Consider the following 25,382-nt stretch of genomic DNA (forward strand, 5'->3'; position numbering starts at 1 on the left):
GCACGCTCGGACACTGGACTGACGGGCAGCCCCCGGGCACCCTCCGACCCCGCCCAAGCAAAACCCCGCAACCCACCAACCCCACCCAGCCTCTGGCTTCCGTCCGGGCGAAGCCCCCAGGGGTGGGTGGCACACCCCCGCCCCGGCCCGGCCCCGAACAGGGGGCAAAGGAGCAGGCCTGCGCCGTGCGCCCCGCACCCCCCGCCCAGCCTCTGGCTTCCGTCCGGCCGAAGCCCCCAAGGGTGAGCGGCACACCCCCGCCCCACCCCCGCCCCGAGCAGGGGGCAAAGAAGCAGGCCCGCACCGCGCGCCCCGTACCCCGCCAACGCCTGGCTTCCGTCCAACCGAAGCCCCCAAGCCCCCGCCCCGCCCCAGGGGCAGGCAAAAGCCCGCCCGCGCCCTACCCCTCGTACCGCCCCCGTCAGGACGAGCGCCCCGGCAAGACCGCCGAGACGCGGAATCCCCCTGCCTCCGTCGGGCCCGACACGAAGACCCCGCCGAGGCCCAGTACCCGCTCCCGCATGCCGACCAGCCCGTTCCCCCCGCTCGGCAGCCCGGCGTCCTTCGCCTCGCCGTCGCACGGGCCGTTCTCCACCTGCATCGCCACCTCGTCGCCCCGATGGGCCAGCCGTACGGTGACCTTCGCGCCCGGCGCGTGCTTGTGGCAGTTCGTCAACGCCTCCTGCACCACCCGGTACGCCGTCTGCTCCACCTCCGCCGCGTACCCGCCGGTCTCCCCCTGCACCAGCAGCTCCACGACCATCCCGGCCGCCCGCGACTGCCCGACCAGCGCCTCCAGCTCCCCGAGCGTCGGCCCCTCCTCCACCGAAGCCACCAGCGCCACCGGCACCGCGGCGGCGGCCGCGGCCGCCGCCGCGGCAGGCCGTACCGGCTGTTCCGCGGCCCGCAGCACCCCGAGCATCTCCCGCAGCTCCGTCAGCGCCTGCCGGCCCATGTCACCGACCAGCGCCGCGTTCTTCGCCGCCTTCTCCGGGTCCTTCCGCGCCACCGCCTGCACCGCGGCCGCATGCACCACCATCAGCGACACCCGGTGTGCCACCACGTCGTGCATCTCCCGCGCGATCCGGGTCCGCTCCTCCTGCCGGGCCCACTCGGCCCGCTCCTCGGCCCGGTCCGCGAGCAGCCCCAGCTCCCGCTCCAGCGAATCCGCGCGCTCCTCCAAACTCTCCATGAGGCGCCGCCGGGCCCCCACGTACAGGCCGAACAGCACCGGCGGGGCGGTCAGCGCGATCGCCATGAACGCCGACAGCACGACGAGGAACGTTCCGTCTGCCTCGACGTCCCCCTCCGTACGCACGTACGTGACGGCGAAGGTCGCGGCCAGGGACAGCGTGGCGAGCAGCCCCGTGATCCGGCGCGGCACCTCGGAGGCGGCCAGCGTGTAGAGGGCCACCACCCCCAGTACGTAGCCCATCGCGGCCGGCGTCACCGCCAGCGAGAGCAGCACCACGGCGATCGGCCACCGCCGGCGCAGCACGATCGTGGCCCCCACCACGACCCCGAACAGCACCCCGACCGCGGTCGGCAGATGTGCGTCGTGCGCGAACGCGATCCCCTCGAGCCCGCACTCGGCGGCGGACACCACCCCGAGCCCCACATCGAAGGCGGCGTCCCTCGGCCGCCCCCACCACATAGGCCCCGCGCGCCCTTCGACGCCTTGTCGTTCCCCCGTCATGGTCATACCGCTCAGCCTACGGGCGGGCCCCAGCACACACGCGCGCGGAATTCCTGCAAACCGCTGGTAATCGCACGCGCGGATGAATTGCCCGATGTGCGAGATCTGAATCCCGCATTCCGGGATGACTCTGGCGCCATGAGCAAATACACCGACTTCGAAGGCCTCCGCGCCCAGGCGGTCACCCTCCGCCGGGAGGGCCTCAGCCGCCGGCAGATCCGCGACCGGCTGCACGTGCACAACAACGACATCCTCAACCGTCTGCTGGAAGGTGAAACTCCCCCCGAGTGGACGAAGCGCCCCAACGCGAAGGACGACCTCCGCGCCCGCGCCCGCGAGCTCCGCCTGCAGGGCATGACCTACGACCAGATCCAGGTCGAGCTGGGCTGCTCGAAGAGCTCGATCTCCCTCTGGGTCCGGGACTTGCCCGCGCCCCAGCGCCGCCCGCCCTCAGAGCAGGCCAGACTCGCCGGCCGGAAGCGCTGGGAGCACGAACTCGCCGTGCGCGACATCGAGCGCCAGGAGACGAAACAGACCGCACGCGCGGAGATCGGATCGATGACGGCGCGGGAGCTCTTCCTTGTCGGGGTCGGGCTCTACTGGGCCGAGGGCGGCAAGGACAAGCCGTACGACCGACGCGAGAAAGTCCAGTTCGTCAACAGCGATCCGGGAATGGTGACGACCTTCCTCGCCTGGCTGCGCCTGCTGGAGGTCGACCCCGACCTGCTGTGCTTCAGCGTGATGATCCACGAGAGCGCTGACGTCGGCAGCGCGGAGCGGTACTGGGCGGATCACATCGGCATCGAAATCGATCAACTGTTCAAGACGACACTGAAGCGCCACAACCCCAAGACGACGCGGAAGAACACGGGTGAGGGCTATCGCGGATGCCTGGTGATCCGCGTACGGCAAAGCGCCGAACTGTACCGTCGCATTGAAGGGTGGTGGTGCGGCATAGTAGGGGCTGCACCCGAAGCCGATCACTGGAATCGGACATAGGGGACGAGCCATCCCGGATCGTCTAAGGGCAGGACAAATGGTTTTGGTCCATTGAATGAGGGTTCGAATCCTTCTCCGGGAGCGGTGAGCGTGGAAGCTCAGTTTCGGGTCCTGACTTAACAGTCGGGACCCGCGCTCGTTTACCCCCCTTAATGCCCCGGTATCCTTCGTGCGTCCACCCCCAAAGCCGAAGGGCATCCCCGTGAGCGCCAACCGCCCGGCAGCCGTCGTCGTACTCGCAGCGGGTGAGGGCACCCGCATGAAGTCGGCCACCCCCAAGGTTCTGCACGAGATCTGCGGGCGATCGCTCGTCGGTCACGTCGTCGCCGCCTCCCGTGAGCTGGACCCCGAAAACCTCGTCGTGGTCGTCGGGCACGCCCGGGAGCAGGTCGTCGCGCACCTCGGTGCGATCGACGCCGGCGTACGGACCGCCGTCCAGCACGAGCAGAACGGGACCGGGCACGCCGTCCGGATGGCCCTGGAGGAGCTCGGCGGGCAGATCAGCGGGACCGTGGTCGTGGTCTGCGGGGACACTCCGCTGCTGACCGGGGACACCCTGGCCCAGCTGGTCGGCACGCACGGCGCCGACGGCAATGCCGTCACCGTGCTGACCGCCGAGGTGCCGGACTCGACCGGGTACGGCCGGATCGTGCGGGACAGCGAGTCGGGGGCCGTGAAGGCCATCGTCGAGCACAAGGACGCCACCGACGCCCAGCGGGCGATCAAGGAGATCAACTCCGGGGTGTTCGCCTTCGACGGCGCTCTGCTGGCCGATGCGCTCGGCAAGGTCCGTACGGACAACAGCCAGGGCGAGGAGTACCTCACGGATGTGCTGGGGATCCTGCGGGAGGCCGGGCACCGGGTGGGGGCGGCCGTCGGCGGGGATCACCGGGAAATCCTGGGGATCAACAACCGGGTGCAGCTGGCGGAGGCGCGCGCGCTGCTGAACGCGCGGCTGCTGGAGCGGGCGATGCTGGCGGGCGTGACGGTGGTCGACCCGGGCAGTACGTTCGTTGATGTGACGGTCAGCTTCGGGCAGGACGCCGTGGTGCATCCGGGGACCCAGCTGCTGGGTGAGACCCGGATCGGCGAGGGTGCCGAGGTGGGTCCGAACACGCGGCTGAAGGACACCGTGGTGGGTGTGTCGGCGCGGGTGGACAACACGGTGGCGGACGGTGCGGTGGTCGGGGATTCGGCGAGCGTGGGTCCGTTCGCGTATCTGCGGCCGGGTACGCGGCTCGGTACGAAGGCCAAGGCCGGCACGTACGTGGAGATGAAGAACGCGACCATCGGCGAGGGGACGAAGGTTCCGCACCTTTCCTATGTCGGTGACGCGACCATTGGCGAGTACACGAACATCGGTGCGGCCAGTGTGTTCGTGAACTACGACGGTGAGCACAAGCACCACACGACCGTCGGCTCGCATTGCAAGACGGGCTCGGACAACATGTTTGTGGCGCCTGTCACCATCGGGGACGGCGCGTACACCGCTGCCGGCTCGGTGATCACCAAGGATGTGCCGCCCGGTGCGCTGGCTGTGGCCCGTGGCCAGCAGCGGAATATCGAGGGCTGGGTGGCTCGCAAGCGTCCGGGAAGTGCGGCTGCGCAGGCGGCTCAGTCGGCCGACGATTCGGACTCGGGCGACAACTGACCGGAAACAGGTGCGTCGGAGACGGCGTACCGTGGTAGGTGCACGCAATTCGGCTGGCTCACCATGTGCGGGACGGACGCACGTGGGGGCGAGCAGCTTTCAACACGTCTGAGGAGACTGTGCTGTGACCGGGATCAAGACGACCGGCGAGAAGAAGCTGATGCTCTTCTCCGGCCGCGCCCACCCCGAGCTGGCCGAGGAGGTCGCGCACCAGCTTGGTGTCGACCTCGTGCCGACCAAGGCTTTCGACTTCGCGAACGGTGAGATCTACGTTCGTTTCGAGGAGTCCGCGCGCGGCGCCGACTGCTTCGTGATCCAGAGCCACACGGCTCCGATCAACAAGTGGGTCATGGAGCAGCTGATCATGATCGACGCGCTGAAGCGCGCGTCGGCGCGCTCCATCACGGTGATCGTGCCGTCCTACGGGTATGCCCGTCAGGACAAGAAGCACAAGGGGCGGGAGCCGATCTCGGCCCGTCTGGTCGCCGATCTGCTGAAGACGGCGGGTGCGGACCGGATCCTGACGGTCGACCTGCACACGGACCAGATCCAGGGCTTCTTCGACGGTCCGGTGGATCACCTGTCGGCGCTGAACGTGCTGGCGGACTACATGGGCGCCAAGGTGGACCGCTCGAAGCTGACGATCGTCTCTCCGGACGCCGGTCGTGTGCGGGTGGCGGACCGGTGGTGCGACCGGCTGGACGCGCCGCTGGCGATCGTGCACAAGCGCCGTGACAAGGACGTCGCCAATCAGGTGACCGTCCACGAGGTCGTCGGTGAGGTCAAGGGCCGCGTCTGTGTGCTGGTGGACGACATGATCGACACCGGTGGCACGATCTGCGCCGCGGCCGATGCGCTGTTCGCGCACGGCGCGGAGGACGTCATCGTGACGGCCACGCACGGCATCCTGTCCGGCCCGGCGGCCGATCGTCTGAAGAACTCGAAGGTCAGTGAGTTCGTGTTCACGAACACCCTGCCGGATCCGTCGGACCTGGAGCTCGACAAGATCACGGTGCTGTCGATCGCCCCGATGATCGCCCGTGCGGTGCGTGAGGTGTTCGAGGACGGTTCCGTGACCTCGCTGTTCGAGGAACAGCAGTAGGTCCGGTAGTCGGGCGCGTCCGGTAGTCCGGCGGTCCGGCGCTCGGGTAGATCCTTTTGGGGTGCGGCCTTCCGGCCGGGTAGACTCTTCGAGTTGCTCGGCGAGGGAGGCCGCACCTGTTTCGGGTGCCGGTGCTCCGTTATCGACGCGCTCTTCGTAGCAGGCCGTTTTCTGGCCGGGTGACTGTGTCCGTTCGTTCGTCACCCCACGAGGAGTGAGCATGTCCGAGGTCAAGCTTTCCGCCGAGACCCGCACCACCTTCGGCAAGGGCTCCGCCCGCCAGGCCCGTCGCGCCGCCCAGACCCCCGCGGTCATCTACGGCCACGGCCAGGACCCGAAGCACGTCAACGTCGAGGCCCACGGTCTGATGATGGCGCTGAAGACCCCGAACGTCCTGATCTCCCTGGACATCGCGGGCGACGGCACCGAGCTGGTCATCCCGAAGGCCGTGCAGCGTCACCCGCTGAAGCCGGTCATCACCCACGTCGACTTCCTGATCGTCAAGAAGGGCGAGAAGGTCACCGTCGAGGTTCCGGTTCACACCGAGGGCGAGCTGGCCGCCGGCAGCAACATGCTGGAGACCCTGCTGACCACGATCTCCATCGAGGCCGAGGCCACGCACCTTCCGGAGGCCGTGACCGTCTCCATCGCGGGCCTCGAGGCCGGCGCCACCGTGCACGCCAAGGACCTGGTCCTGCCGGCCGGTGCGACCCTGGCCGTCGACGGTGAGACCCCCGTTCTGCAGATCGTCGCCCCGCAGGCCGAGGAGCCGGCTGCCGAGACCGAGGCCGAGGGCACCGAGGCCTGAGCCTCTCCCTCTTCCGGGTTTTGCCGACCGACCGCCGTCCTGCTCCACTGGAGCGGGACGGCGGTCGTCCCTGTTTTCGAGGAGCTTTCGATGGCTGACGACGATGCGACGACTCCCTGGCTGATCGTGGGCCTGGGCAATCCGGGCGGCGAGTACGCGGGCAATCGCCACAACATCGGTTTCATGGTGGCGGATCTGCTGGCGGAGCGGATCGGTGGCCGGTTCAAGGCGCACAAGGCGCGGGCGCAGGTGGTGGAGGGCCGGATCGGTCCGCCGGGGCCGGCGAACCGGCGGGTGGTGCTGGCGAAGCCGATGTCGTTCATGAATCTGTCGGGTGGGCCGGTGACGGCTCTGCGGGACTTCTACAAGGTGCCGGTGGACCGGATCGTCGCCGTCCATGACGAGCTGGACATCGACTATGCGACGCTGCGGCTGAAGCTGGGCGGCGGGGACAACGGGCACAACGGTCTGAAGTCGATGACGAAGTCGCTGGGGCCGGACTATCACCGGGTGCGGTGTGGGATCGGGCGTCCGCCGGGCCGGATGCAGGTGGCGGATTTCGTGCTGAAGGACTTCTCTTCGTCGGAGCGCAAGGAGCTGGACTGGTTCGTGGACCGGTCGGCGGATGCGGTGGAGTGTCTGGTTCTGGAGGGGCTGGAGCGGGCGCAGTCTGCGTACAACGCCTGATCGTTACCCGGGACAATCGGAACGCAGGGCTCCAACTGCGCACGAATCTCATCGGATGCCTCTTGACCGGGGTGGCCGGATCTCACGATGCTGAGCCGCCACCCCCCACGGCTCATTCCCGCTCACCCGTGTCAGAGGTACCACCATGCCTTCTTCCCCCCTGCGTTGGGCCGCCGCCGCGGCCTCGCTCGTCCTCGCCGTGAGTGCCGGTCCGGCGTTCGCGGCCGACGGTTCCACCGTCGGCATCCACCAGCCGCTGCCCCTCACCGCCACCTCGAAGGGCGTGAGCAACGAGGCGAAGTGCGCGGACATACCCGCGACCAAGGACGGCTGGCACTTCGTGCTGCCGGGCAACACGACGGTCTTCACCAAGCTGACGGTCACCTTCGAGCCCGGCGGGCAGCAGGTGATCACGGACTTCGGTCCGCCGTCCGACAAGCACGCGTACGCGGCCTCCGTGCCCGGGGCGAAGCTGGTGTCGGCCACTGCCGAGGTCGAGGGTGACCCCGTGAAGTGGTTCAACCTGTCCCACACCTGCCCGGGCAAGGCCCCGTCGGGCACGCCGTCGGTCACCCCGAGCGGTTCTCCGTCCGTCACGGCTTCGCCCACGGTGTCGGCCCCGGCGTCGGGCAGCCCGTCCGCCGGTGCACCGGCGACCGTGCCGGGCAAGCCGGGTGCGGGCGTCTCGCAGTCGCCGAGCGGCGCCCCGTCCTCGGCGGCTCCGGCGCCGTCGGGCTCGTCCTCCGCGGCTCCGGTGGACGGTGACCTGGCGGAGACGGGTTCCGACACGCCGGTCGGGCTGATCGCGGCGCTGGCTGCGGCCCTGGTCGGCGCGGGTGCGCTGCTGATGGTGCGCCGCCGCCGGGCCCAGTAGGCCGGAGCGGAACGACGAACGGAAGGCCCCCGCACCGAGTTGGTGCGGGGGCCTTCCGCATGGTGGTGCGGCGTGGGTCAGCCGGTGTTGCGCAGGCCGGCGGCGACGCCGTTGACGGTGAGGAGCAGGGCTCGGGCGAGCAGCGGGTCGGGTTCTTCTCCGGCGGCCGCGGCGGCGCGCTGACGGGCCAGCAGGGAGACCTGGAGGTAGGAGATGGGGTCGAGGTAGGCGTCGCGGACGGCGAAGGTCTGCTGGAGGACGGGGTTGGAGTCCAGGAGCTTTTCGCCGCCGGTGATGCGGAGTACTTCGCTGACGGTGAGGGCGTGTTCGGCCTCGATGGTCGCGAAGACGTGCTTGAGGTGCTCGGGGACGAGGGTGTCGACGTAGTGGCGGGCGATCCGCAGGTCGGTCTTGGCCAGGGTCATTTCGACGTTGGACAGGAAGTTGCGGAAGAAGTGCCAGCGTTCGCCCATTTCGGCGAGTACGTCGTCCTGGCCGGCTTCGCGGAGGGCCTTGAGGCCGGATCCGACGCCGTACCAGCCGGGGACGATCTGCCGGGACTGGGTCCAGCCGAAGACCCAGGGGATGGCGCGGAGGCCGTCGAGGCCGGCGCCGGAGTCGGGTCGGCGGGAGGGCCGGGAGCCGAGGTGGAGGTCGGCGAGCTGGTCCACCGGCGTGGCCGCGAAGAAGTACGCGGGCAGGTCGGGGTCCTCGACGAGGCGGCGGTAGGCGGCGTGGGCGGCGTCGGAGACGGTGTCCATGGCCGCGTCCCAGCGGGCGAGGGCTTCGTCGGACTGGCGGGGCGCGGTGTGCAGGGCGGAGGCCTGCAGGGTGGCGGCGACGGTCAGTTCGAGGTTCTCGCGGGCCAGCGAGGGCACCAGGTACTTGTCGGAGATGACCTCGCCCTGTTCGGTGACCTTGATCTCGCCTTCGAGGGTGCCCCAGGGCTGGGCGAGGATCGCGTCGTGGGAGGGGCCGCCGCCGCGGCCGACGGTGCCGCCGCGGCCGTGGAAGAGGCGGAGGCGGACGCCGTAGCGGTGGGCGACGTCGCGCAGGCGCCGCTGGGCGCGGTGGATCTCCCACTGGCTGGTGGTGATGCCGCCGAACTTGGAGGAGTCGGAGTAGCCGAGCATGACTTCCTGGACGTCGCCGCGGAGGGAGACCAGGCGCCGGTAGGAGGGGTCGGCGAGCATCTCGTCGAGGATGACGTCGGCGGCGCGGAGCTCGTCGGTGGTTTCCAGGAGCGGGACGATGCCGATCTTGGCCCAGCCGCCGTGGAGGTCGATGAGGCCGGCTTCGCGGGCGAGGACGGCGGCGGCGAAGACGTCGTCGGCGCCCTGGCACATCGAGATGATGTAGGACTCGATGACCTCGGGGCCGAACTTCTCGAAGGCGTCCTTGATGGCGAGGAAGACGCCGAGGGTCTTCTGGCCGGCGGCGTCGAGGGGGGCCGGGGTGGGGGCCAGGGGGCGGCGCGAGCGGAGTTCCTTGGCGAGGAGCTTGCCGCGGTAGTCGCGGGGCATGTCGGCGTAGCGCCAGGATTCCTCGCCGAGCCGGTCGAAGAGCTGGCCGAGGGCGTGGTGGTGGGCGTCGGCGTGTTCGCGTACGTCCATGGTGGCGAGCTGGAGGCCGAAGGCGGCGAGGGTGCGGATGGTGCGGTCCATGCGGCCGTCGGCGAAGAGGGCGCCGCGGTGTTCGCGCAGGGAGGTCTGGATGAGGGTGAGGTCGGTGAGGAGCTCGGCGGTGCCGAGGTAGTCGCGGCCTTCCTCGTGGGGGGTGCCCTTGGCGAGGCGCTCGCGGGTGTTGACGAGCTTCTGCCGGATGCAGGTGGCCTTGAGGCGGTAGGGCTCCTCGGCGTTCAGCCGCTTGTAGCGGGGGCTGATCTCGGGGAGGCGTTCCAGGTCGGCCTGGAGGGAGGCGAGGAGTTCCTCGGTGGCTCCGGTGTAGCGGATGGAGTTGGAGAGGAGTCCGCGGAGGAAGTCGATGAGTTCGAGGGCGTCGGTGATGCCGTGCTCGTGCTGGAGGATCAGCACGTCGCGGGTGACCTCGGGGGTGACGTTGGGGTTGCCGTCGCGGTCGCCGCCGATCCAGGTGCCGAAGGTGAGGGGGCGGGTGCCGGCGGGGATCTCGATGCCGACGCGCTGGAGTTCGGCGGCGAGGTCTTCGAGTACGTCGCCGACGGCGCCGGCGTGCAGCTCGTCGAGGTAGTAGATGGCGTTGCGGGCCTCGTCGGCGGGTTCGGGGCGGACGACGCGGAGTTCGTCGGTCTGCCAGACGAGGTCGATGTTCTCGGCGAGGCGGAGGTCGTGGCGGCGGCGGTCGCCGGGGCCGGTGACCGGCTCTTCGAGGAGGGCGGCGATGCGGCGCAGCTTGTTGAGGACGCTGCGGCGGGCGGCCTCGGTGGGGTGTGCGGTGAAGACGGGGCGGACGTTGAGGTTCTTGACCGTTTCGCGCAGGTGGTCGGGGTCGGCGTACTTGAGCATGTCGGCGGTGCGGGCGAGCAGGCCGCCTTCGGCCGCGCGGTGGGCGCGGAGTTCCTTGCCGCGGTGTACCTGTTCGGTGACGTTGGCGAGGTGGAAGTAGGTGGAGAAGGCCCGGACCAGCTTGGCGGCGGTCTCGAGGTCGGTGTTGCCGAGCAGCTCGGCGGCGGCTTCGCCGTTGGTGCGGGTGAGTGCCCGGACCTGTTCGACGAGGTCGAGGAGTTCGTGGCCTTCCTGGCGGACGAGGGTCTCGCCGAGGAGGTCGCCGAGGCGGCGGATGTCCGCGCGCAGCTCTGCGTTCGGGGTGGACTGGTCGGCACTGCTCACAGGTGCGGCTCCTTGCAGTGTGTCGAGCGCTACTGGGAGTGGGTCTCCCGGGTGCGCGCGGCGGTGCCGCTCCTGTTGCGCAGCTCGGGCTGCCCGTGCGGACCGCGCTGTCCGACGACACAAGGATAGGTGGCCGGGCGAGGTGCCTGGTCAAAGGCTGGTGGCAGCACGCTGGCGTGCCGCCGGCAGGGTGGTGGGTTCCGGCGTTGGGGTGCTCTTGCCGCGTGCCTGGTGTTTGCCATACTTACGTTGCCGTAGGTTACGGATCCGTAGCCCTGGCGCCCGCCGACTCCTCACCCCCAGGGGACGCCCCATGACCCTCAGTCCCGACCTGATCGAAGAGACCCCGGAGGGGGCCGGCGGTCCGCCGGTGTCCGCCACCCTAGGCGGCGAGAACAAGCGTTCGATCGAACAGCTCGCGCTGCTGTTCTTCATCACCGTCCCCTTCGTGGCGCTGCTCGCGGCGGTTCCGCTGGCCTGGGGGTGGGGGGTGAGCTGGCTGGACCTCGGCCTGATGGTCTTCATGTACTTCCTGGCCTGCCACGGGATCACCATCGGTTTCCACCGCTACTTCACGCACGGCTCCTTCAAGGCGAAGCGGCCGCTGCGGATCGCCCTGGCCGTCGCGGGTTCGATGGCGGTGGAGGGGCCGCTGGTGCGCTGGGTGGCGGACCACCGCAAGCACCACAAGTACTCGGACCACGAGGGCGACCCGCATTCCCCGTGGCGGTTCGGCGAGACGCTGCCGGCGCTGATGAAGGGCCTGTGGTGGGCGCACATCGGCTGGCTGTTCGACGAGGAGCAGACCGATCAGCAGAAGTACGCGCCCGATCTGATCAAGGATCCGGCGATCCGGCGGATCTCGCGCGACTTCATCTGGTGGACGATGCTGTCGCTGGCCATCCCGCCGCTGGTGGGCGGTCTGGTGACGATGTCCTGGTGGGGCGCGTTCACCGCGTTCTTCTGGGGCTCCCTGGTGCGGGTGGCGCTGCTGCACCACGTGACCTGGTCCATCAACTCGATCTGCCACGCGGTGGGCAAGCGGCCCTTCAAGTCCCGGGACCGGTCCGGCAACGTGTGGTGGCTGGCGGTGCTGTCGTGCGGGGAGTCCTGGCACAACCTGCACCACGCGGACCCGACCTCGGCCCGGCACGGGGTGCTGCGCGGCCAGGTGGATTCCAGTGCCCGGCTGATCCGCTGGTTCGAGGTGTTCGGGTGGGCGACGGACGTCCGCTGGCCGACCGGGGCCAGGATCGACTCCCGGCGCCGGGAAAAGAGCGCGAACCCGGCATGATGGGTGACGTGGCGATCGACGGCAGCACCTCCAGCAGCGACAAGCCCCGGCGTGGCCGCCGGGTCCGGATGACGGGCGCCGAGCGGCGCCAGCAACTGCTGGACATCGGTCGCGCGCTGTTCGCGGAGAAGGGTTTCGAGGGCACCTCGGTCGAGGAGATCGCGGCGAAGGCCGGCGTTTCCAAGCCGGTGGTGTACGAGCACTTCGGCGGCAAGGAAGGCCTGTACGCGGTCGTCGTGGACCGGGAGATGCGGCAGCTGCTGGAAGGGGTGACCGGGGCGCTGACCGCCGGGCATCCGCGTGAGCTGCTGGAGCAGGCGGCCTTCGCCCTGCTGGACTACATCGAGAGCTATACGGACGGCTTCCGGATCCTCGTCCGGGACTCCCCGGTGGCCCAGTCGACGGGTACGTTCGCCTCGCTGATCAGCGATATCGCCACCCAGGTGGAGGACATCCTCGGGCTGGAGTTCAAAGCCCGCGGCTTCGACCCGAAGCTGGCCCCGCTGTACGCACAGGCGCTGGTGGGCATGGTGGCGCTGACCGGCCAGTGGTGGCTGGAGACCCGCCGCCCGAAGAAGGCCGAAGTCGCGGCCCACCTGGTCAATCTGGCCTGGCACGGGCTGGACGGGCTGGAGGCGAAGCCCCGTCTGGTGGGGCACCGCAAGAGCTGATGCGGGTGCAGCGGCACCGGCGGGCCGTCCGGTCCTGCCGGAGCGCCGCGCCGACTGCGGAGTCGGCGAAAGGTTGTACGGAAAACCTCTTCTACCTCGGGAAACGCGCGGATAGCCTTCGAGTACTTTCCCGGGGGGGAATGATCCATTCGTCGCGCTGCCCATGGTTCCGCGGGCCCACGAGTGTCGACTTCCACCCGGTTTCACCTGCACGATCCAGGGGGAACCCCTTTGTCTTCTTCGCGCTCCCAGCGTCTGGGCCGCATCGCGGCCTGCACCGCGCTCGCCCTGTCCGCGGGCACGCTGCTCGCCGCCGCGCCCGCCGCCGCGGCCGACAAGCCGGCTGCGGCCGCCGACTCCACGACGCCCTCGCAGGCGAAGCTGCGCGAGGGCGTGGCCGCCGCCAAGGGCGAGGCCGCGCCGGGCGCGTCCACGTTCGTCGGTTCGGGCGGCAAGGTCCGCCTCGACATCGACGCCGACGGCCAGAGCGACTGGCTGTTCCGCAACGTCGGCGGCTACGGCGCGGTCTCCCTGTCCACCGGCAGCGACGGCGCGTACACGTTCTGGAACGACGACCGCGAGACCGTCAAGGACATCATCGCCGTCGGCAACGTCCGTGGCACCCGGGCGCCCGAGGTCCTCCAGCTGGCCGCGGACGGACGCCTCTCGCTGCACCAGGCCAACAAGACCGGCACCGCGGCTCCGACCTGGACCGGGTACGGCTGGCAGATCTACAACCGCGTCATCGGCGCCGGCGACCTGAACAAGGACGGCCGTCCGGACCTGCTCGCCCGCACCCCCGCCGGCGACCTCTACCTGTACAAGGGCACCGGCAACGCGACCGGCGAGCCGTTCGCGGGCCGGGTCAAGGTCGGCAGCGGCTGGGGCGCCTACGACCAGATCGTCGGCACCAACGACCTCGACGCCGACGGCATCGCCGACCTGATCGCCAAGAAGCCCGACGGCAACCTGTACTACTACAAGGGGACCGGCTCCGCCTCCGCCCCGTTCAAGGCCCGCGCCTGGGTCGGCGGCGGCTGGAACGCGTACAACAAGATCGTCGCGATCGACGACGTCGACGGCGACGGCCGCGCCGAGCTGGTCGCGATCACGCACTCCGGTGACGTGTACCTGTACGTCGGCAAGGGCGTCGGCAAGTTCCACCCCCGCTACCTGATCGGCAGCGGCGCGGTCAACGACGAGATCATGGTCGGCCAGGGCATCACCCCGGTGTACGGCAAGCACGGCGTGTACGGCGTCGACGAGTCGAACACCGCGTACGGCCACCTCAACCAGACCAACGGCAAGTTCGCGCCGGGGCGCTACACCAGCGGCGGCTGGAACGCCTTCCCGGCGACGGGCAAGCTGGCCAACGCCGCGGGCCTGGACCCGCTGAACTGGGGCCACAAGCTCAGCCTGAACGGCTCCGTCCTGACGAACGTGACCCGCGGGCTGGACGTGTCGGGCGACTACACCAACACCGACCTGGTGGTGGGCCCCGGCGACCTCACCGGCGACGGCAAGGGCGACCTGCTGACCCGCGACATCTGGGGCAACCTCTACCTGAAGGCCGGCAAGAACAACGGCGTCGACTTCTCGGCGCCCACCTGGATCGGCCCCTACTGGAACACCTACAAGGCGATCGTCGGCGCCGGCGACATCAACGGCGACGGCCGCACCGACATCGTCGGCCACGACTGGAACGGCAACCTCTACATCCACCCGGGCACCGGCAACGCCAAGGCGCCGTTCGGCGAGCGCCAGTGGATCGGCAGCGGCTGGAACGGCTACAACGCCATCGCCGCGCCGGGTGACATCAACGGTGACGGCCGCGCCGACCTGGTCGCCCGCGACGGCAAGGGCAACCTGTACGGCTACACCGCGACCGGCTGGGGCGGCACCCACACCTTCAACAGCCGCCACTGGATCGACGCGAACTGGAACATCTACAAGAGCTTCAACTAGCGGTTCGCGCCTGCCCGATCGGCGCCTCACTGCGCCCCGCCACCGGTCCTCCGGTGGCGGGGCGCAGCCCGTTCCGGAAGACGGCCGGCGCCGACAGCCGGGGTCAGCCAAAGGTTGTACGGAAAACCTCTTCTGCCTCATCAGGCCCGCGGATAGTCTTCGATCACTTTCCCGGGGGGGAATTTCGAATTCGCCGCGCCGCCTTGCGTCCTTTTGACGCGCGCCCGTGGGTGTCGACTTCCACCCGGTTCCACCTCACGCTCCAGGGGGAACCTTTGTCTTCTTCGCGCTCCCAGCGCCTCGGCCGCATCGCGGCCTGCACCGCCCTCGCCGTCGCCGCGGGCACGCTCCTCTCGGCCGGTCCGGCCATGGCCGCGCCCCAGGGCTCGGACAAGCCGGTGATCAAGCCTTCCGAGGCCCCGGTCGCCAAGCTCGACCGCCCGGCCCGGCCGCAGAGCCTGGGCTCCGCCCCGGGCGCGTCCACGTACGCGTTCAAGGCCGCCAAGCCGCGCCTGGACCTGGACGGGGACGGCTGGACCGACATCCTCTCGCGCGGCCACCACGGCTGGAGCTCCGCCAACCTGACCAGCGGTGACGGCAGCAGCAGCAAGTACACGGTCTCCGGCGACGCGCAGGAGACGGTCCGCGACATCGTCGCGGTCGGCAACATCCGCGGCGGCTGGGGCACCGAGTTCCTGCAGTGGTCCTACGACGGCAAGCTGTCGATGCACCAGGCGTACGGCACCGCCTCCCAGGCTCCCACCTGGACCGGCTACGGCTGGCAGGTCTACAACAAGCTCATCGCGGCCGGCGACCTGACCAAGGACGGCCGCGGCGACCTGCTGGCCCGCACGCCCGGCGGCGACCTGTACCTGTACCGCGCCACCGGCGCGTCCACCGGCGAGCCCTTCGCGGGCCGGGTCAAGGTCGGCAGCGGCTGGGGCATCTACGACCAGATCGTCGGCGCCAACGACGTCGACGCCGACGGCATCGCCGACCTGCTCGCCAAGAGCCCCGACGGCCACCTGTACTACTACAAGGGGACCGGCAGCACCACCGCCCCCTTCAAGGCCCGCACCTGGGTCGGCGGCGGCTGGAACGTCTACGGCAAGATCGTCGCCGCCGACGACCAGACCGGCGACGGCAAGGCCGACCTGTACGCCGTCACCCCGGGCGGCACGCTGTACTTCTACGCCTCCCAGGGCAACGGCAAGTTCGCCGGGCGGCAGCACTCGGGCTCCGGCTGGACCAATTCGGATCTGGTCGTCAACTCCGGCGTCACCCCGGTCTACGGCAAGCACGGCGTGTTCGCGGTGGACGGCACGAACACGCACTACCAGCACTCCAACAAGACCAACGGCCGGTTCGGCGACGAGCGCTTCGACCAGGCTCCGTGGCCGGCCGGCACCGCGGTGGTCAACGCCGCCGGCCTCGACAAGATCAACTGGGCCCACATGCTCAGCTGGGACCCGGCCACCGGCACCCTGACCAACCTCCTCAAGGACGTCAAGGTCAAGGGCGACTTCGCCCACACCAACCTGGTGGTCGGCCCCGGCGACCTCAACGGCGACGGCAAGGGCGACCTGCTCAGCCGCGACACCTGGGGCAACCTGTGGCTGCGCCCGGGCTGGGGCGACGGGATCTCCTTCGGCACCCCGGTCAAGATCGGCGCGGGCTGGAACACGTACAAGACCATCGTCGGTGGCGGGGACATCTCCGGCGACGGCCGCCCGGACATCGTGGCCGCGGCCCACGACGGGCACCTGTACGTCTACAAGGGCACCGGCAAGGCCTCCGCGCCCTTCGGTGCGCGCGAGTGGTACAGCCACGGCTGGAACGGCTACAGCGGGATCGCGGTCCCCGGTGACCTCAACGGCGACGGCCGCGCGGACCTGATCGCGCGGGACTCCAGCGGCACGATGTGGCTCTACCGCGCCCAGGGCTGGGGCGGTGCCCACACCTTCGCGGGCCGCGAGTGGCTGGCGCAGGGCTGGAACACGTACACCCAGTTCAACTAGCCCGGCCGGTGGGCCGAGCAGGTCCAGTACGGCTGGTACGGCTGGTACGGCAGCAAATGGCGGCGCCCCGTCACCGGTTCTTCCGGTGGCGGGGCGCCGCCGCGTCATAACCGGTGCGCGCTCATCCCGTCGGCTCCCCGACCGGCTCCAGGAACTCCAGCCGGTTGCCGACCGGGTCCTCGGAGTAGAAGCGGCGGTGGCCCGGCAGGTTGTCGTCCCAGACCACCTTCGCGCCGCGCTCCTCCAGCCGTCGTGCGTACACCTCGATGCCGGTCACCCGCAGGCCGGGGTGGGCTTTGCGGGCGGGGCGGAAGTCCTCCTCCACGCCCAGGTGGAGCTGCACGGGTCCGGCCGCGAACCAGCAGCCGCCGCGGGCCGCCAGGACCGGCGGTTTGGGGACCTCGGTCATGCCCAGTACCCCGGTGTAGTACGTGCGCAGCAGGTCCTCGGAGCCGGGTGGTGCGGCCAATTGGACGTGGTCGACGGAACTCAGCACGGGTCAGGCCTCCTTGCGGGCGACGGCGAAGATGCGCCGGAACGGGAAGACGGTGCCGCGGGGGCCTTGCGGGTAGGCGCCGCGGAGCATGTCCCGGTACTGGAGCAGGAATTCGTCCACGGCCTCGTGGTCGTCGCCGAGGGCGGTGAGGACGGGCCGCAGGGCGGTGCCCTTGACCCATTCCAGGACCGGGTCGGGGCCGGACAGCAACTGGTGGTAAGTGGTCTCCCAGATGTCGGCGACGCAGCCGAGTTCGGTGAAGCGGGCCAGGTATTCGCCGGGTTCGAGCAGGTGGATGTATCGGGCGCCGTGGCCGGCCAGCCGGCTGCGCCAGCGCGGGGCGTCGCAGAGGGTGGCGAGCAGCGCGTGGCTGGGGGCGGTGAAGTTGCCGGGGATCTGGAAGGCGAAGGTGCCGCCGGGGCGCAGGCCGTTGATCCAGGCGGCGAAGGAGCCGGGGTGGCCGGGGACCCATTGGAGGGCGGCGTTGGAGACGATCAGGTCGTAGGTCTCCTCGGGTACCCAGGTGGCCAGGTCGGCGCGGCGGAAGTCGAGGGTGCCGCCGCCGGAGGTGGGGCCGGCGTGCTCGCGGTCGGCGCGGTGGAGCATCTCCGGGGAGAGGTCGTAGCCGGTGATGCGGGCTTCGGGCCAGCGGTCGGCGAGCAGGGCGGTGACGTTGCCGGGTCCGCAGCCGAGGTCGGCGATGCGGGCGGGCCGGGCGGGAAGATCGGGTATCCGGGCGAGGAGGTCCAGGAAGGGCCGGGTGCGATGGCCCGCGTGCCGAAGGTATTGCTGGGGGTCCCAGGTCGGCGGTGCGGGCGGGGCGGCCGCGGAGGGGACGGCGGCGGGAGTGGTGGGGTGAGCGGTGGGGTGAGCTGTGGGGGTCTGCTCTTCGACGGTGGCCGTGGGGCATGGGCCAGGCGCGATATCGGAATGCATGTTCGAGCCTCCCTACTGGCGGAGCCGGGTGGAAACGGAAGCTTCTCCGGCCCCCTCCATGCCCAGGGTGGCGCAAAATATATCTTGACGTCAAGAGACTTCATGTCGACAGACCCCTTACAATGATCGGCATGGAGGACGAGGTCGACCGACTGGTCGCGGCATGGCGGCGGGAGCGCCCTGACCTCGACGTGGAACCGCTCGAAGTGCTCAGCCGGGTCTCGCGGCTCGCGCGCCACCTCGACCGGGCCCGCCGGATCGCCTTCTCCGAGCACGGACTGGAGCCCTGGGAGTTCGACGTCCTGACCTCGCTGCGCCGCGCCGGCGCGCCCTACCAGCTCTCCCCCGGCCAGCTCCTGACCCAGACGCTGGTCACCTCCGGCACCATGACCAACCGCATCGACCGGCTCGCCAAGAAGGGCCTCGTCGAACGGCTGCCCGACCCCAGCGACCGGCGGGGGGTCCTGGTCCGCCTGACCCCCGAGGGGCGCGAGGCGGCCGACCAGGCCCTGGCCGGACTGCTCGCCCAGGAGCGGGCGATCCTGGCCCAGCTGTCCCGGGCGCAGCGCGGCGATCTGGCCGCGCTGCTACGCCAGTTGACCGCTCCGTTCGACAACGTCCCCGGCTAGCCCCGACGCCGGTCCCGGCACCAGGTCGGCCGGCCGTACGCCCGCCCGGCGGGCCAGTGCCACGGCCGCCAGGGTGGAGTGCACGCCGAGTTTGCCCAGCACGTTCTGCATGTGGGTGCGGACGGTGTGCGGGGACAGGAACAGCCGCGCGGCCACGTCCTTCCGGCCCAGCCCGGCCACCATGCAGCGCAGCACCTCGTGCTCGCGCGGGGTCAGCGACTCGACCAGCCGCTCGCTGTCGGTGCGGTGCTTGCGCGCCGCCGTCAGCTCCCGCAGCACCCCGGTGAGCAGCGCGGGCGGCAGGTGCGTCTCCTCGCGGAGCACGCCCCGGATCACCGCGAGCAGCCGGGACAGCGAGCAGTCCTTGGCCACCCAGCCGGTGGCCCCGGCCTGCAGGGCCAGCGCGGCCCGGCGCGGCTCGTCGCGTTCGGCCAGGACGACCGTACGGACGGCCGGATAGGCAGTACGGACGCCCGCGACGAGCGCGATCCCGTCTCCGGTGGCGCCGGGCGGGCCCGGCTGGGCGGGCGGGCCGGAGCCCGACTCGCGCTGGGCCGGTACGGTACCGGCCCCGGTGCCCGCCCCGGCGACGGCGCCGAGGTCGGCGTCGACCAGCAGGACGTCGAAGCGGCGGCCCTCGGCCGCGCCCCGTTCCAGACAGCGCAGCGCCGCAGGGCCGCTGCCGGCCGCGGACACGTCCACGTCCGGCTCGGCCGCGAGCGCGGCGGCGAGAGACTCGGCAAAAATTCGGTGATCGTCCACTACGAGAACCCGGATACGCACCACAGACACCCCCAAGGGTCGGGGAACGGACGACGGCGGGTACGACGCCCGGGATCCGGTGATCCGCAGTCGCCGCGGCCGCCGCCGCAACATCACTGCACTACCCCGGACCGGACGTCGTACCCGACTTGTCTCGACCCCTGAATCAACACCGGCCCCCACCGGTGTCACGCATCAGCGTAGGGGGGTGGGCGGCCCACGGTTGGCCGAATAGCAGAAGTTTTCCTTGCCGTTTTCCGGTGCGGCGGCCTCAGGCGGGCTTTCGGATGGCCGAAATCTGCCCATCTCGGCGGGCCTGAACCCGGTTTGGGGCCAGGCGCGTGCCACGGGCAGTTGCACGCGGGGCATTTCACGCAGCGTGTACGCGCCGGGCGCCCGCGCACATGGCAAGGCCCCGGCGCACACGCTGTCGCGCGCGCCGGGGCCGTACGCCCTGAGTTCAGCCCCTGCCCGGGCCTCCTTCGACCCTGCTCAGTCCTGCTCGGCGCGGCGGCGCCGGGTGAACTCCCACGCGTCCGAGACGATCGCCGCGAGGTCCGGGCGGCGGGGCGTCCAGCCGAGCTTCTCGTGCGCGGCGCGGGCGGAGGCGACCAGCACGGCCGGGTCGCCGGCCCGCCGGGCCGAGACCACCTCGGGGATCTCGTGGCCGGTGACCTTGCGGACGGTCTCGATGACCTCGCGCACGGAGAACCCGTTGCCGTTGCCCAGGTTGCAGATCAGGTGCGTGCCCTCGGCGGCGCCGTCCAGGGCCAGCAGGTGGGCCTCGGCGAGGTCGGCGACGTGGATGTAGTCGCGGATGCAGGTGCCGTCCGGGGTCGGGTAGTCGTCGCCGAACACCGAGATGGCCTCGCGCTGCCCGAGGGCCACCTGGAGGACCAGCGGGATGAGGTGGCTCTCCGGGTCGTGCCGCTCGCCGTACTCCCCGTACGCGCCCGCCACGTTGAAGTAGCGCAGCGAGACCGCGGCCAGGCCGTGCGCGGCGCACTCGCCGGTGATCATGTGGTCCACGGCCAGCTTGGACGCGCCGTACGGGTTGGTCGGCGCGGTCGGCATGGACTCGGTGATGGGCGTGGCCTCGGGCTCGCCGTAGGTGGCGGCGGTGGAGGAGAAGACCAGCTTGCGGACCCCGGCCCCGCGCATGGCGGCCAGCAGCGCCATGGTGCCGCCGACGTTGTTCTCCCAGTACTTGCCCGGGTTCACCACGGACTCGCCGACCTGCGAGAAGGCGGCGAAGTGCAGCACCGCCTCGTAGGAGGAGTCCAGGTGCTGCGCGGCGTCCCTGATGTCGCCCTCGATGAAGGCGGCACCGGCGGGGACGCCCGCGCGGAAGCCGGTGGAGAGGTTGTCGAGGACCGTGACCTCGTGGCCGGCCTCCAGAAGATGGGCGGCCACCACGCTGCCCACGTATCCGGCGCCGCCGGTGACCAGATACTTGCTCACTCGCGTAGCTCACTCTCGCAGTCGCACCGCCGCGCACCACGCGCAGCCTGTCCGCCTCTGGCTTACCCGATTCCGCGGCTGCGGGGAAATCGGGGCGGGCCGTCCCGCGCGCGGGCGCCCTGCCCGGGGACCTCACACGAGCGCCTCACACGAGCGCCCCACGGGGCGCCTACGGGGGCGCCGCCTTACGCGGGCGGCGGTCCGGCCCGGTCGAGCAGCCCGGTACGGGCGGCCAGCGCGGCCGCCTCCAGGCGGGAGCCCACGCCCAGCTTCATCAGGACCCGCTGCACGTGGGTGCGGGCGGTGCTCGGGGCGATGGCCATGCCGGCCGCGATCAGCCGGGTGTCCTCGCCCTCGGCGACCCGCACCAGCACCTCCACCTCGCGCGGGGTGAGCAGCCGCAGCAGCCGGCTGCCCTCGTCGTCGGGCTGCGCGGCGGGGTTCAGCAGTTCCGCGAAGGCCCCCTGGAGGAGTTGCGGGGCCACGGCGGCCTCCCCGGCCCGGGCCTTGGCCAGGGCCCGCTCCACGCCCTCGATGCGCTCGTCCTGGCGTACGTACCCGGAGGCGCCGGCGGCGAAGGCGGCGGCGATCCCGCGCGGGCTGGGCACCGGGCCCAGGACCACCACGGCGATCTGCGGGCGCTCCCGTTTGATCCGCACCACCGGTTCGAACACGCCGGGCTCGGCGGGGGTGGCGGTGCCGAGGAGGCAGACCTCGGGGGACCGGCTGATCACCAGCTCGGCCGCGCCCGCGGCCGGGGCGGCCGCGGCCAGCACCCGGTGCCCGCGCAGTTTCAGCGCGGAGGCGAGCGCCTCGGCCAGCAGCCGGTGCTCGTCGACCACCATCACCCGTACGCCCATGACCCGGCAAGCTACACGCTTGTTCGAGGGCGCGTCCGGGTTACTGCGCAGAAGCCCCCGGAAGGAAGGACCTTCCGGGGGCTTCTGCGGGATGACGGTGCGTCAGCTGTGCATCAGCGGTGCATCAGCGGTGCGTGGTGAAGGAGACGAAGAGGTACTGCTTCTCGATCTCCGAGATGCTCGAGTTGCTGATGATGTTGTCGGCGATGAACAGCCGGCCGTCGGCGTACCGGAACTCGGCCTCCGGGACGAACTGGGTCTCCGCGCGGCGGGTCTCCTTGTCCTCCGGGTTGACCATGAGCACGGTCTCCTTCATCGTCTTGCCGTCGATGCTGACGACCTGGCCGCCCTTGTCGTAGGGCGGGCGCTTGTACGCGATGATGTTCGACCCGTCCATGCGCAGCGGGAACATCGTGTACCGCTCACCGGCGTCGGCCCGGTCGGTGGTCTGCTTGCCGGTGTTGAGGTCGAAGGAGAGGATCTCGTTCGTCCGCGGCCCGCCCGAGTTGCTGCTGCCCTGGTGCTCGATGGACGGCAGGTAGACCTTGCCGTTGCCGACCACGATCTTGGTGCACACCTCGACCTCGGTGCTGTTGCACTTGGGGTCGTAGTTGCCGGAGGTCAGCGGGATGCTGGTCTTCAGCTGGCCGGACTCGTCGACCACGAAGATGTCGCTCACACCGGTGGCGTTCTTGGCGGTCCGGTTGACGTTGGCCGTGACGACCAGCGGCTTGGTGGAGATGATCTGGGCCCACTCGATGCCCTGGGACATCTTGTACGAGTACTTCGGCGCGCCCGAGACCGGGTCCAGGACCTGGGCGTGCAGGGTCTGGTTGCCGATGCGGCCGCACTTGCGCATGACGGCGAGGGCTTCGCCGCCGGCGTAGCCCATGTCGTAGCAGCCCTGGCCGTCGGTCTTGGGCTCCCACAGGACCTTGCCGTCGGTCAGGTTCCAGGCGCCGCCGCCGGAGGTGCCGCCGGCCGCGACGGTCTGGCCGCTGACCGTGACCTCGTCGAACCTGACGGCCTTGTCGCCGCTGGTGCTGGACTTGGCCTCGGTCGACCAGAGCAGCTTGCCCGCGTCGAGGTCGATGACGCCGACCTTGCTGCAGACGATGGCCCCGTTCGCGCCCGGCAGCGTGGGCTCGAAGAGGATCGCCGTCTTGTTGCCGGAGACGTGCCGGCTCGCGCCGCAGACGTGTCCGGGCAGCGGGACCGACCACTTCTCGGTGCCCTTGTCCAGGTCGTAGCCGACGACCTTGGCCACGTTCGACTTGGCGTACACCTTGTCGGTCACCCAGGAGCCGTGGGTGCCGATGGTGTTGAAGTCCCCGGCGGGGACCTTGGGCTGCTCGACGTTGACGAGGGTCTTGGAGGCGGTGTTGCCCTGGGCCTTCTCGCTGCCGCCGGGGCCGGAAGGCTTGTCGTTGCCGCCGCCGGACGGGGACTGCTGGCCGTTGGCGGTCGTCTGGTCGCCGCCTTCGTCGCTGTCGTCGCCGGAGGTCAGCCAGAAGCCGCCGGCCACGATCACGGCGATGGCCACGACGGCCGCGCCGATGATCATCAGCTGGTTGCGCTTGGCGTTGCCGCCGCCGGCCGGGGGCACCGGAGCGGGCGGCGGGGTCTGCGGGAAGCCGTAGCCGGGCTGGCCCGGCGGGGTCTGCGGGAAGCCGTAGCCGGGCTGGCCCGGCGGGGGCGTCTGCGGGTAGCCGTAGCCGGCCTGGGGCTGGCCGTAGCCGGGCGCCGGGGGCGGGGTCTGCTGCGGGGGCGCCGGGGGCGTGCCGTAGCCGGCCGGCGGCGGAGTCTGCGCCGGCGGCGGGGCCTGCGGCGGCTGCGGGGCGCCGAAGCCGCCCGCCGGCGGCTGGTTCGGCGGCGGCGGGGGCTGGTTCGGCATGGGTGGGGGCGGGGTACTCATCGGGTTCTACTGCCTCTCGTCGTTCACTTGCCGAAGACCATCAGGAACTTCTCCGGGCCCTCGCTCCTGCCGCTCAGGCGGGTGGCGGAGAGGAAGAGCCGGCCGTCCGCGTAGTCGACCCGCGGGCTGAAGAAGGTGCGCTCGACCGCCGATGCGCCCGCGGGGTTGCGCAGCAGGGTGGTGGGCTGGCCGCCGCCCGCCGCGTAGGACACCACTTCGCCGCCCTGCTCGTAGCCGGGTTCGAGGTAGGCGATCAGCCGGCCGTTCTCCGCCTTCAGCGGCATCGCGCTGCGGCGCTCGCCGGCCGGGACCCGCCACTTCACCTTGCCGGTGCCCAGGTCGAAGGCGACGATCTCGTTGCCGGTGCCCTCGGTGGGCATGTACATCGTGTTGGTGGAAGCGTCCACGACCACGCCCTGGCAGCTCTGGGGTCCGGAGAAGATGGACATCCCGCAGCGGGCCGAGAACTTGCCCTCGCCGGTGAGGTGGGTGCGCTTCTTGCCGTCGGGTCCGAAGACCGCGATGGCGCGCTCCTTGGTCGACCGCTTGTTGACGTCCACGACCACCACCGGGTCGGTGGAGTACACCTTGTTGACGGCCCAGCCCTTGTCGAACTTGAAGCTCCAGGCGGGCTTTCCGGTGGCCGGGTCGACGCCCTGGAGTTCCTCGGTCTCGTCGCCGCAGCCGGCGACGGCGATGAGCTTGGTGCCGCCGCCCGCATAGGCGCTGGGCTTGCAGCCGCCGGCGGGCCGGCCGAAGAGCTTGTCGCCGGTGCTGACCTTGAAGGCGCTGGCCGTGCCCATCCGGCTGACGGTGAGGGTGTCTCCGGTGATGGCCAGGCTGACCGAGGTCATGATGTCGAAGAGACCCTCCTCGGGCACCTCCTTCGTCCAGCCCTCCTTGCCGGCCTTGAGGTCGATCTGCTTCAGCTGGTTGCAGTCGGAGCTGCTGGTGTCGCCGTTCTTGAAGGCGACGACGGTCTTGCCGTCCTGCGTGCTCTGGTTGATGGCGGAGCAGATGACGCCGGTGAAGGGGATGCTCCAGCGCTGCTTGCCGTCGGTGACCCCGTACGCGGTGACGGACTTGTACACGGCCTTGACGACTGTGTCGCCGACGATCCACTGGGCCGGGGCTTCGGCGCCGTTGCCCGGCAGTTCGACCTCGTTGGTCTTGAGCCAGAGGACCTTGTCCTCGCCGGGCTTGCGGCCGGCGTTGAGGTCCGTCTCCTCCTTGGCGCCGTTCCCGCTGCCGTCGCCGTCGTCCACGGAGGCGGACGGGGAGGGGTCGCCGGGCTTGGCGTCGCCGCTCGGGCTCGCCGACGGGGTCTGGGCGGTCTTCTTCTCGTCGTCGCCGGCGAAGAAGGCGAAGTACGAGCCCGTGCCGATGACGAGGACGCCGGCCACCGCGGCAGCGATCAGGATGGTGAGCTTCCGCTTGGCCGGGTTGCCGGGGCCCTGCGGGGGGCCGGGCGGCACCGGCGGCGGGTAGCCGTAACCGGGCGGCTGCTGGGGCGGCTGCTGCGGGTACGCCGGCTGCTGGGGCTGCTGCTGAGGGTACGGAGGCTGCTGGGCCTGCTGGGGCTGCTGGGCGTACGGGTTGCCCTGCTGCGGTTGGCCGTATCCCTGCTGCGGCGGACCGGGCAGGTGCCCGTAACCCTCGGGAACGGGCGGCGGGTTCGTCATCAGCGCATACCTTCGGCGTGGGCGGCGTGGGGGGATGACCTTTCTACCACCCGGCGCCGACAGGGGACG

Annotated in this window: 20 protein-coding genes and 1 tRNA gene; 12 read left to right on the top strand and 9 right to left on the bottom strand. The window is 70.8% G+C overall.

From position 1 onward, the window contains the following. Positions 1-421 precede the first annotated feature (421 nt). Positions 422-1,702 (bottom strand): histidine kinase, encoded by a 1,281-nt coding sequence (locus AB0447_RS12585; RefSeq protein ID WP_366476591.1) that lies wholly within the window; start codon positions 1,700-1,702, stop codon positions 422-424. Between the two features lie 132 nt (positions 1,703-1,834). On the opposite strand from AB0447_RS12585, the gene AB0447_RS12590 reads away from it, so the two are divergent. From AB0447_RS12590 to AB0447_RS12620, 7 genes are all read left to right on the top strand, one after another. Then, positions 1,835-2,695, top strand: coding sequence for a hypothetical protein (locus tag AB0447_RS12590; RefSeq protein ID WP_366476592.1), 861 nt, complete (start codon positions 1,835-1,837; stop codon positions 2,693-2,695). Positions 2,696-2,706: 11 nt separating this feature from the next. After that, positions 2,707-2,777 (top strand) — tRNA-Gln (locus AB0447_RS12595). Between the two features lie 120 nt (positions 2,778-2,897). Further along, a complete protein-coding gene (gene glmU / locus AB0447_RS12600; RefSeq protein WP_366476593.1) occupies positions 2,898-4,346 on the top strand; it encodes a bifunctional UDP-N-acetylglucosamine diphosphorylase/glucosamine-1-phosphate N-acetyltransferase GlmU in 1,449 nt (482 codons plus the stop codon). A 124-nt stretch (positions 4,347-4,470) separates the two neighbouring features. Beyond that, positions 4,471-5,448 (top strand): ribose-phosphate diphosphokinase, encoded by a 978-nt coding sequence (locus AB0447_RS12605; RefSeq protein ID WP_366476594.1) that lies wholly within the window; start codon positions 4,471-4,473, stop codon positions 5,446-5,448. A gap of 220 nt (positions 5,449-5,668) precedes the next feature. Next, a complete protein-coding gene (locus AB0447_RS12610) occupies positions 5,669-6,256 on the top strand; it encodes a 50S ribosomal protein L25/general stress protein Ctc (RefSeq protein ID WP_366476595.1) in 588 nt (195 codons plus the stop codon). A gap of 90 nt (positions 6,257-6,346) precedes the next feature. Then, complete coding sequence (gene pth, locus AB0447_RS12615) at positions 6,347-6,943, top strand: aminoacyl-tRNA hydrolase (protein ID WP_366476596.1); 597 nt, start codon at positions 6,347-6,349, stop codon at positions 6,941-6,943. A 145-nt stretch (positions 6,944-7,088) separates the two neighbouring features. After that, the gene (locus tag AB0447_RS12620; RefSeq protein ID WP_366476597.1) at positions 7,089-7,817 is read left to right on the top strand and encodes an LPXTG cell wall anchor domain-containing protein; all 729 of its coding nucleotides are present in this window, start codon (positions 7,089-7,091) and stop codon (positions 7,815-7,817) included. 77 nt (positions 7,818-7,894) lie between these two features. Here AB0447_RS12620 and ppc read toward each other — a convergent pair whose 3' ends face one another. Next, entirely contained in the window at positions 7,895-10,624 is a 2,730-nt protein-coding gene (ppc, locus tag AB0447_RS12625) for a phosphoenolpyruvate carboxylase (RefSeq protein ID WP_366476598.1), read from the bottom strand. A 313-nt stretch (positions 10,625-10,937) separates the two neighbouring features. Here ppc and AB0447_RS12630 point away from each other — a divergent pair, with 313 nt between their 5' ends. The 4 genes from AB0447_RS12630 (at position 10,938) to AB0447_RS12645 (ending at position 16,572) form a co-directional block, all read left to right on the top strand. Next, on the top strand, positions 10,938-11,918 hold the full coding sequence (locus AB0447_RS12630; protein WP_366476599.1) for a fatty acid desaturase: 981 nt from the start codon (positions 10,938-10,940) through the stop codon (positions 11,916-11,918). Beyond that, entirely contained in the window at positions 11,915-12,589 is a 675-nt protein-coding gene (locus AB0447_RS12635) for a TetR/AcrR family transcriptional regulator (protein WP_366476600.1), read from the top strand. Before AB0447_RS12630 ends, AB0447_RS12635 begins: the two co-directional genes overlap by 4 nt. 231 nt (positions 12,590-12,820) lie before the next feature. Further along, a complete protein-coding gene (locus AB0447_RS12640) occupies positions 12,821-14,554 on the top strand; it encodes a VCBS repeat-containing protein (protein WP_366476601.1) in 1,734 nt (577 codons plus the stop codon). A gap of 275 nt (positions 14,555-14,829) precedes the next feature. Further along, on the top strand, positions 14,830-16,572 hold the full coding sequence (locus AB0447_RS12645; RefSeq protein WP_366476602.1) for a VCBS repeat-containing protein: 1,743 nt from the start codon (positions 14,830-14,832) through the stop codon (positions 16,570-16,572). 121 nt (positions 16,573-16,693) lie between these two features. On the opposite strand, the gene AB0447_RS12650 is transcribed toward AB0447_RS12645, so the two are convergent. Then, on the bottom strand, positions 16,694-17,068 hold the full coding sequence (locus AB0447_RS12650) for a VOC family protein (protein WP_366476603.1): 375 nt from the start codon (positions 17,066-17,068) through the stop codon (positions 16,694-16,696). 3 nt (positions 17,069-17,071) lie between these two features. Then, the gene (locus AB0447_RS12655; RefSeq protein WP_366476604.1) at positions 17,072-18,004 is read right to left on the bottom strand and encodes a trans-aconitate 2-methyltransferase; all 933 of its coding nucleotides are present in this window, start codon (positions 18,002-18,004) and stop codon (positions 17,072-17,074) included. A 131-nt stretch (positions 18,005-18,135) separates the two neighbouring features. On the opposite strand from AB0447_RS12655, the gene AB0447_RS12660 reads away from it, so the two are divergent. Continuing rightward, positions 18,136-18,633, top strand: coding sequence for a MarR family transcriptional regulator (locus AB0447_RS12660; protein ID WP_366476605.1), 498 nt, complete (start codon positions 18,136-18,138; stop codon positions 18,631-18,633). Here AB0447_RS12660 and AB0447_RS12665 read toward each other — a convergent pair. From AB0447_RS12665 to AB0447_RS12685, 5 genes are all read right to left on the bottom strand, one after another. Further along, entirely contained in the window at positions 18,592-19,431 is an 840-nt protein-coding gene (locus tag AB0447_RS12665; RefSeq protein ID WP_366476606.1) for a response regulator transcription factor, read from the bottom strand. The genes AB0447_RS12660 and AB0447_RS12665 overlap by 42 nt on opposite strands. A gap of 456 nt (positions 19,432-19,887) precedes the next feature. Beyond that, a complete protein-coding gene (galE, locus tag AB0447_RS12670) occupies positions 19,888-20,856 on the bottom strand; it encodes a UDP-glucose 4-epimerase GalE (protein ID WP_366476607.1) in 969 nt (322 codons plus the stop codon). Between the two features lie 185 nt (positions 20,857-21,041). Continuing rightward, positions 21,042-21,716, bottom strand: a complete 675-nt coding sequence (locus AB0447_RS12675) for a LuxR C-terminal-related transcriptional regulator (protein WP_366476608.1) — start codon at positions 21,714-21,716, stop codon at positions 21,042-21,044. Between the two features lie 124 nt (positions 21,717-21,840). Next, entirely contained in the window at positions 21,841-23,610 is a 1,770-nt protein-coding gene (locus tag AB0447_RS12680; RefSeq protein WP_366476609.1) for a PQQ-binding-like beta-propeller repeat protein, read from the bottom strand. Between the two features lie 44 nt (positions 23,611-23,654). Further along, positions 23,655-25,313, bottom strand: a complete 1,659-nt coding sequence (locus AB0447_RS12685; RefSeq protein WP_366476610.1) for a PQQ-binding-like beta-propeller repeat protein — start codon at positions 25,311-25,313, stop codon at positions 23,655-23,657. Between the last annotated feature and the right edge of the window lie 69 nt (positions 25,314-25,382).

Source organism: Streptomyces sp. NPDC051211, assembly GCF_040689505.1.
Taxonomy (GTDB): domain Bacteria; phylum Actinomycetota; class Actinomycetes; order Streptomycetales; family Streptomycetaceae; genus Streptomyces.

Excerpts from the sequence above, each read along its gene's own strand:
- AB0447_RS12585 (WP_366476591.1), bottom strand. The coding sequence starts at position 1,702 with ATGACCATGACGGGGGAACGACAAGGCGTCGAAGGGCGCGCGGGGCCT.
- AB0447_RS12590 (WP_366476592.1), top strand. The coding sequence starts at position 1,835 with ATGAGCAAATACACCGACTTCGAAGGCCTCCGCGCCCAGGCGGTCACC.
- AB0447_RS12610 (WP_366476595.1), top strand. The coding sequence starts at position 5,669 with ATGTCCGAGGTCAAGCTTTCCGCCGAGACCCGCACCACCTTCGGCAAG.
- pth (WP_366476596.1), top strand. The coding sequence starts at position 6,347 with ATGGCTGACGACGATGCGACGACTCCCTGGCTGATCGTGGGCCTGGGC.
- AB0447_RS12620 (WP_366476597.1), top strand. The coding sequence starts at position 7,089 with ATGCCTTCTTCCCCCCTGCGTTGGGCCGCCGCCGCGGCCTCGCTCGTC.
- AB0447_RS12630 (WP_366476599.1), top strand. The coding sequence starts at position 10,938 with ATGACCCTCAGTCCCGACCTGATCGAAGAGACCCCGGAGGGGGCCGGC.
- AB0447_RS12635 (WP_366476600.1), top strand. The coding sequence starts at position 11,915 with ATGATGGGTGACGTGGCGATCGACGGCAGCACCTCCAGCAGCGACAAG.
- AB0447_RS12655 (WP_366476604.1), bottom strand. The coding sequence starts at position 18,004 with ATGCATTCCGATATCGCGCCTGGCCCATGCCCCACGGCCACCGTCGAA.
- AB0447_RS12660 (WP_366476605.1), top strand. The coding sequence starts at position 18,136 with ATGGAGGACGAGGTCGACCGACTGGTCGCGGCATGGCGGCGGGAGCGC.
- AB0447_RS12675 (WP_366476608.1), bottom strand. The coding sequence starts at position 21,716 with ATGGGCGTACGGGTGATGGTGGTCGACGAGCACCGGCTGCTGGCCGAG.
- AB0447_RS12680 (WP_366476609.1), bottom strand. The coding sequence starts at position 23,610 with ATGCCGAACCAGCCCCCGCCGCCGCCGAACCAGCCGCCGGCGGGCGGC.
- AB0447_RS12685 (WP_366476610.1), bottom strand. The coding sequence starts at position 25,313 with ATGACGAACCCGCCGCCCGTTCCCGAGGGTTACGGGCACCTGCCCGGT.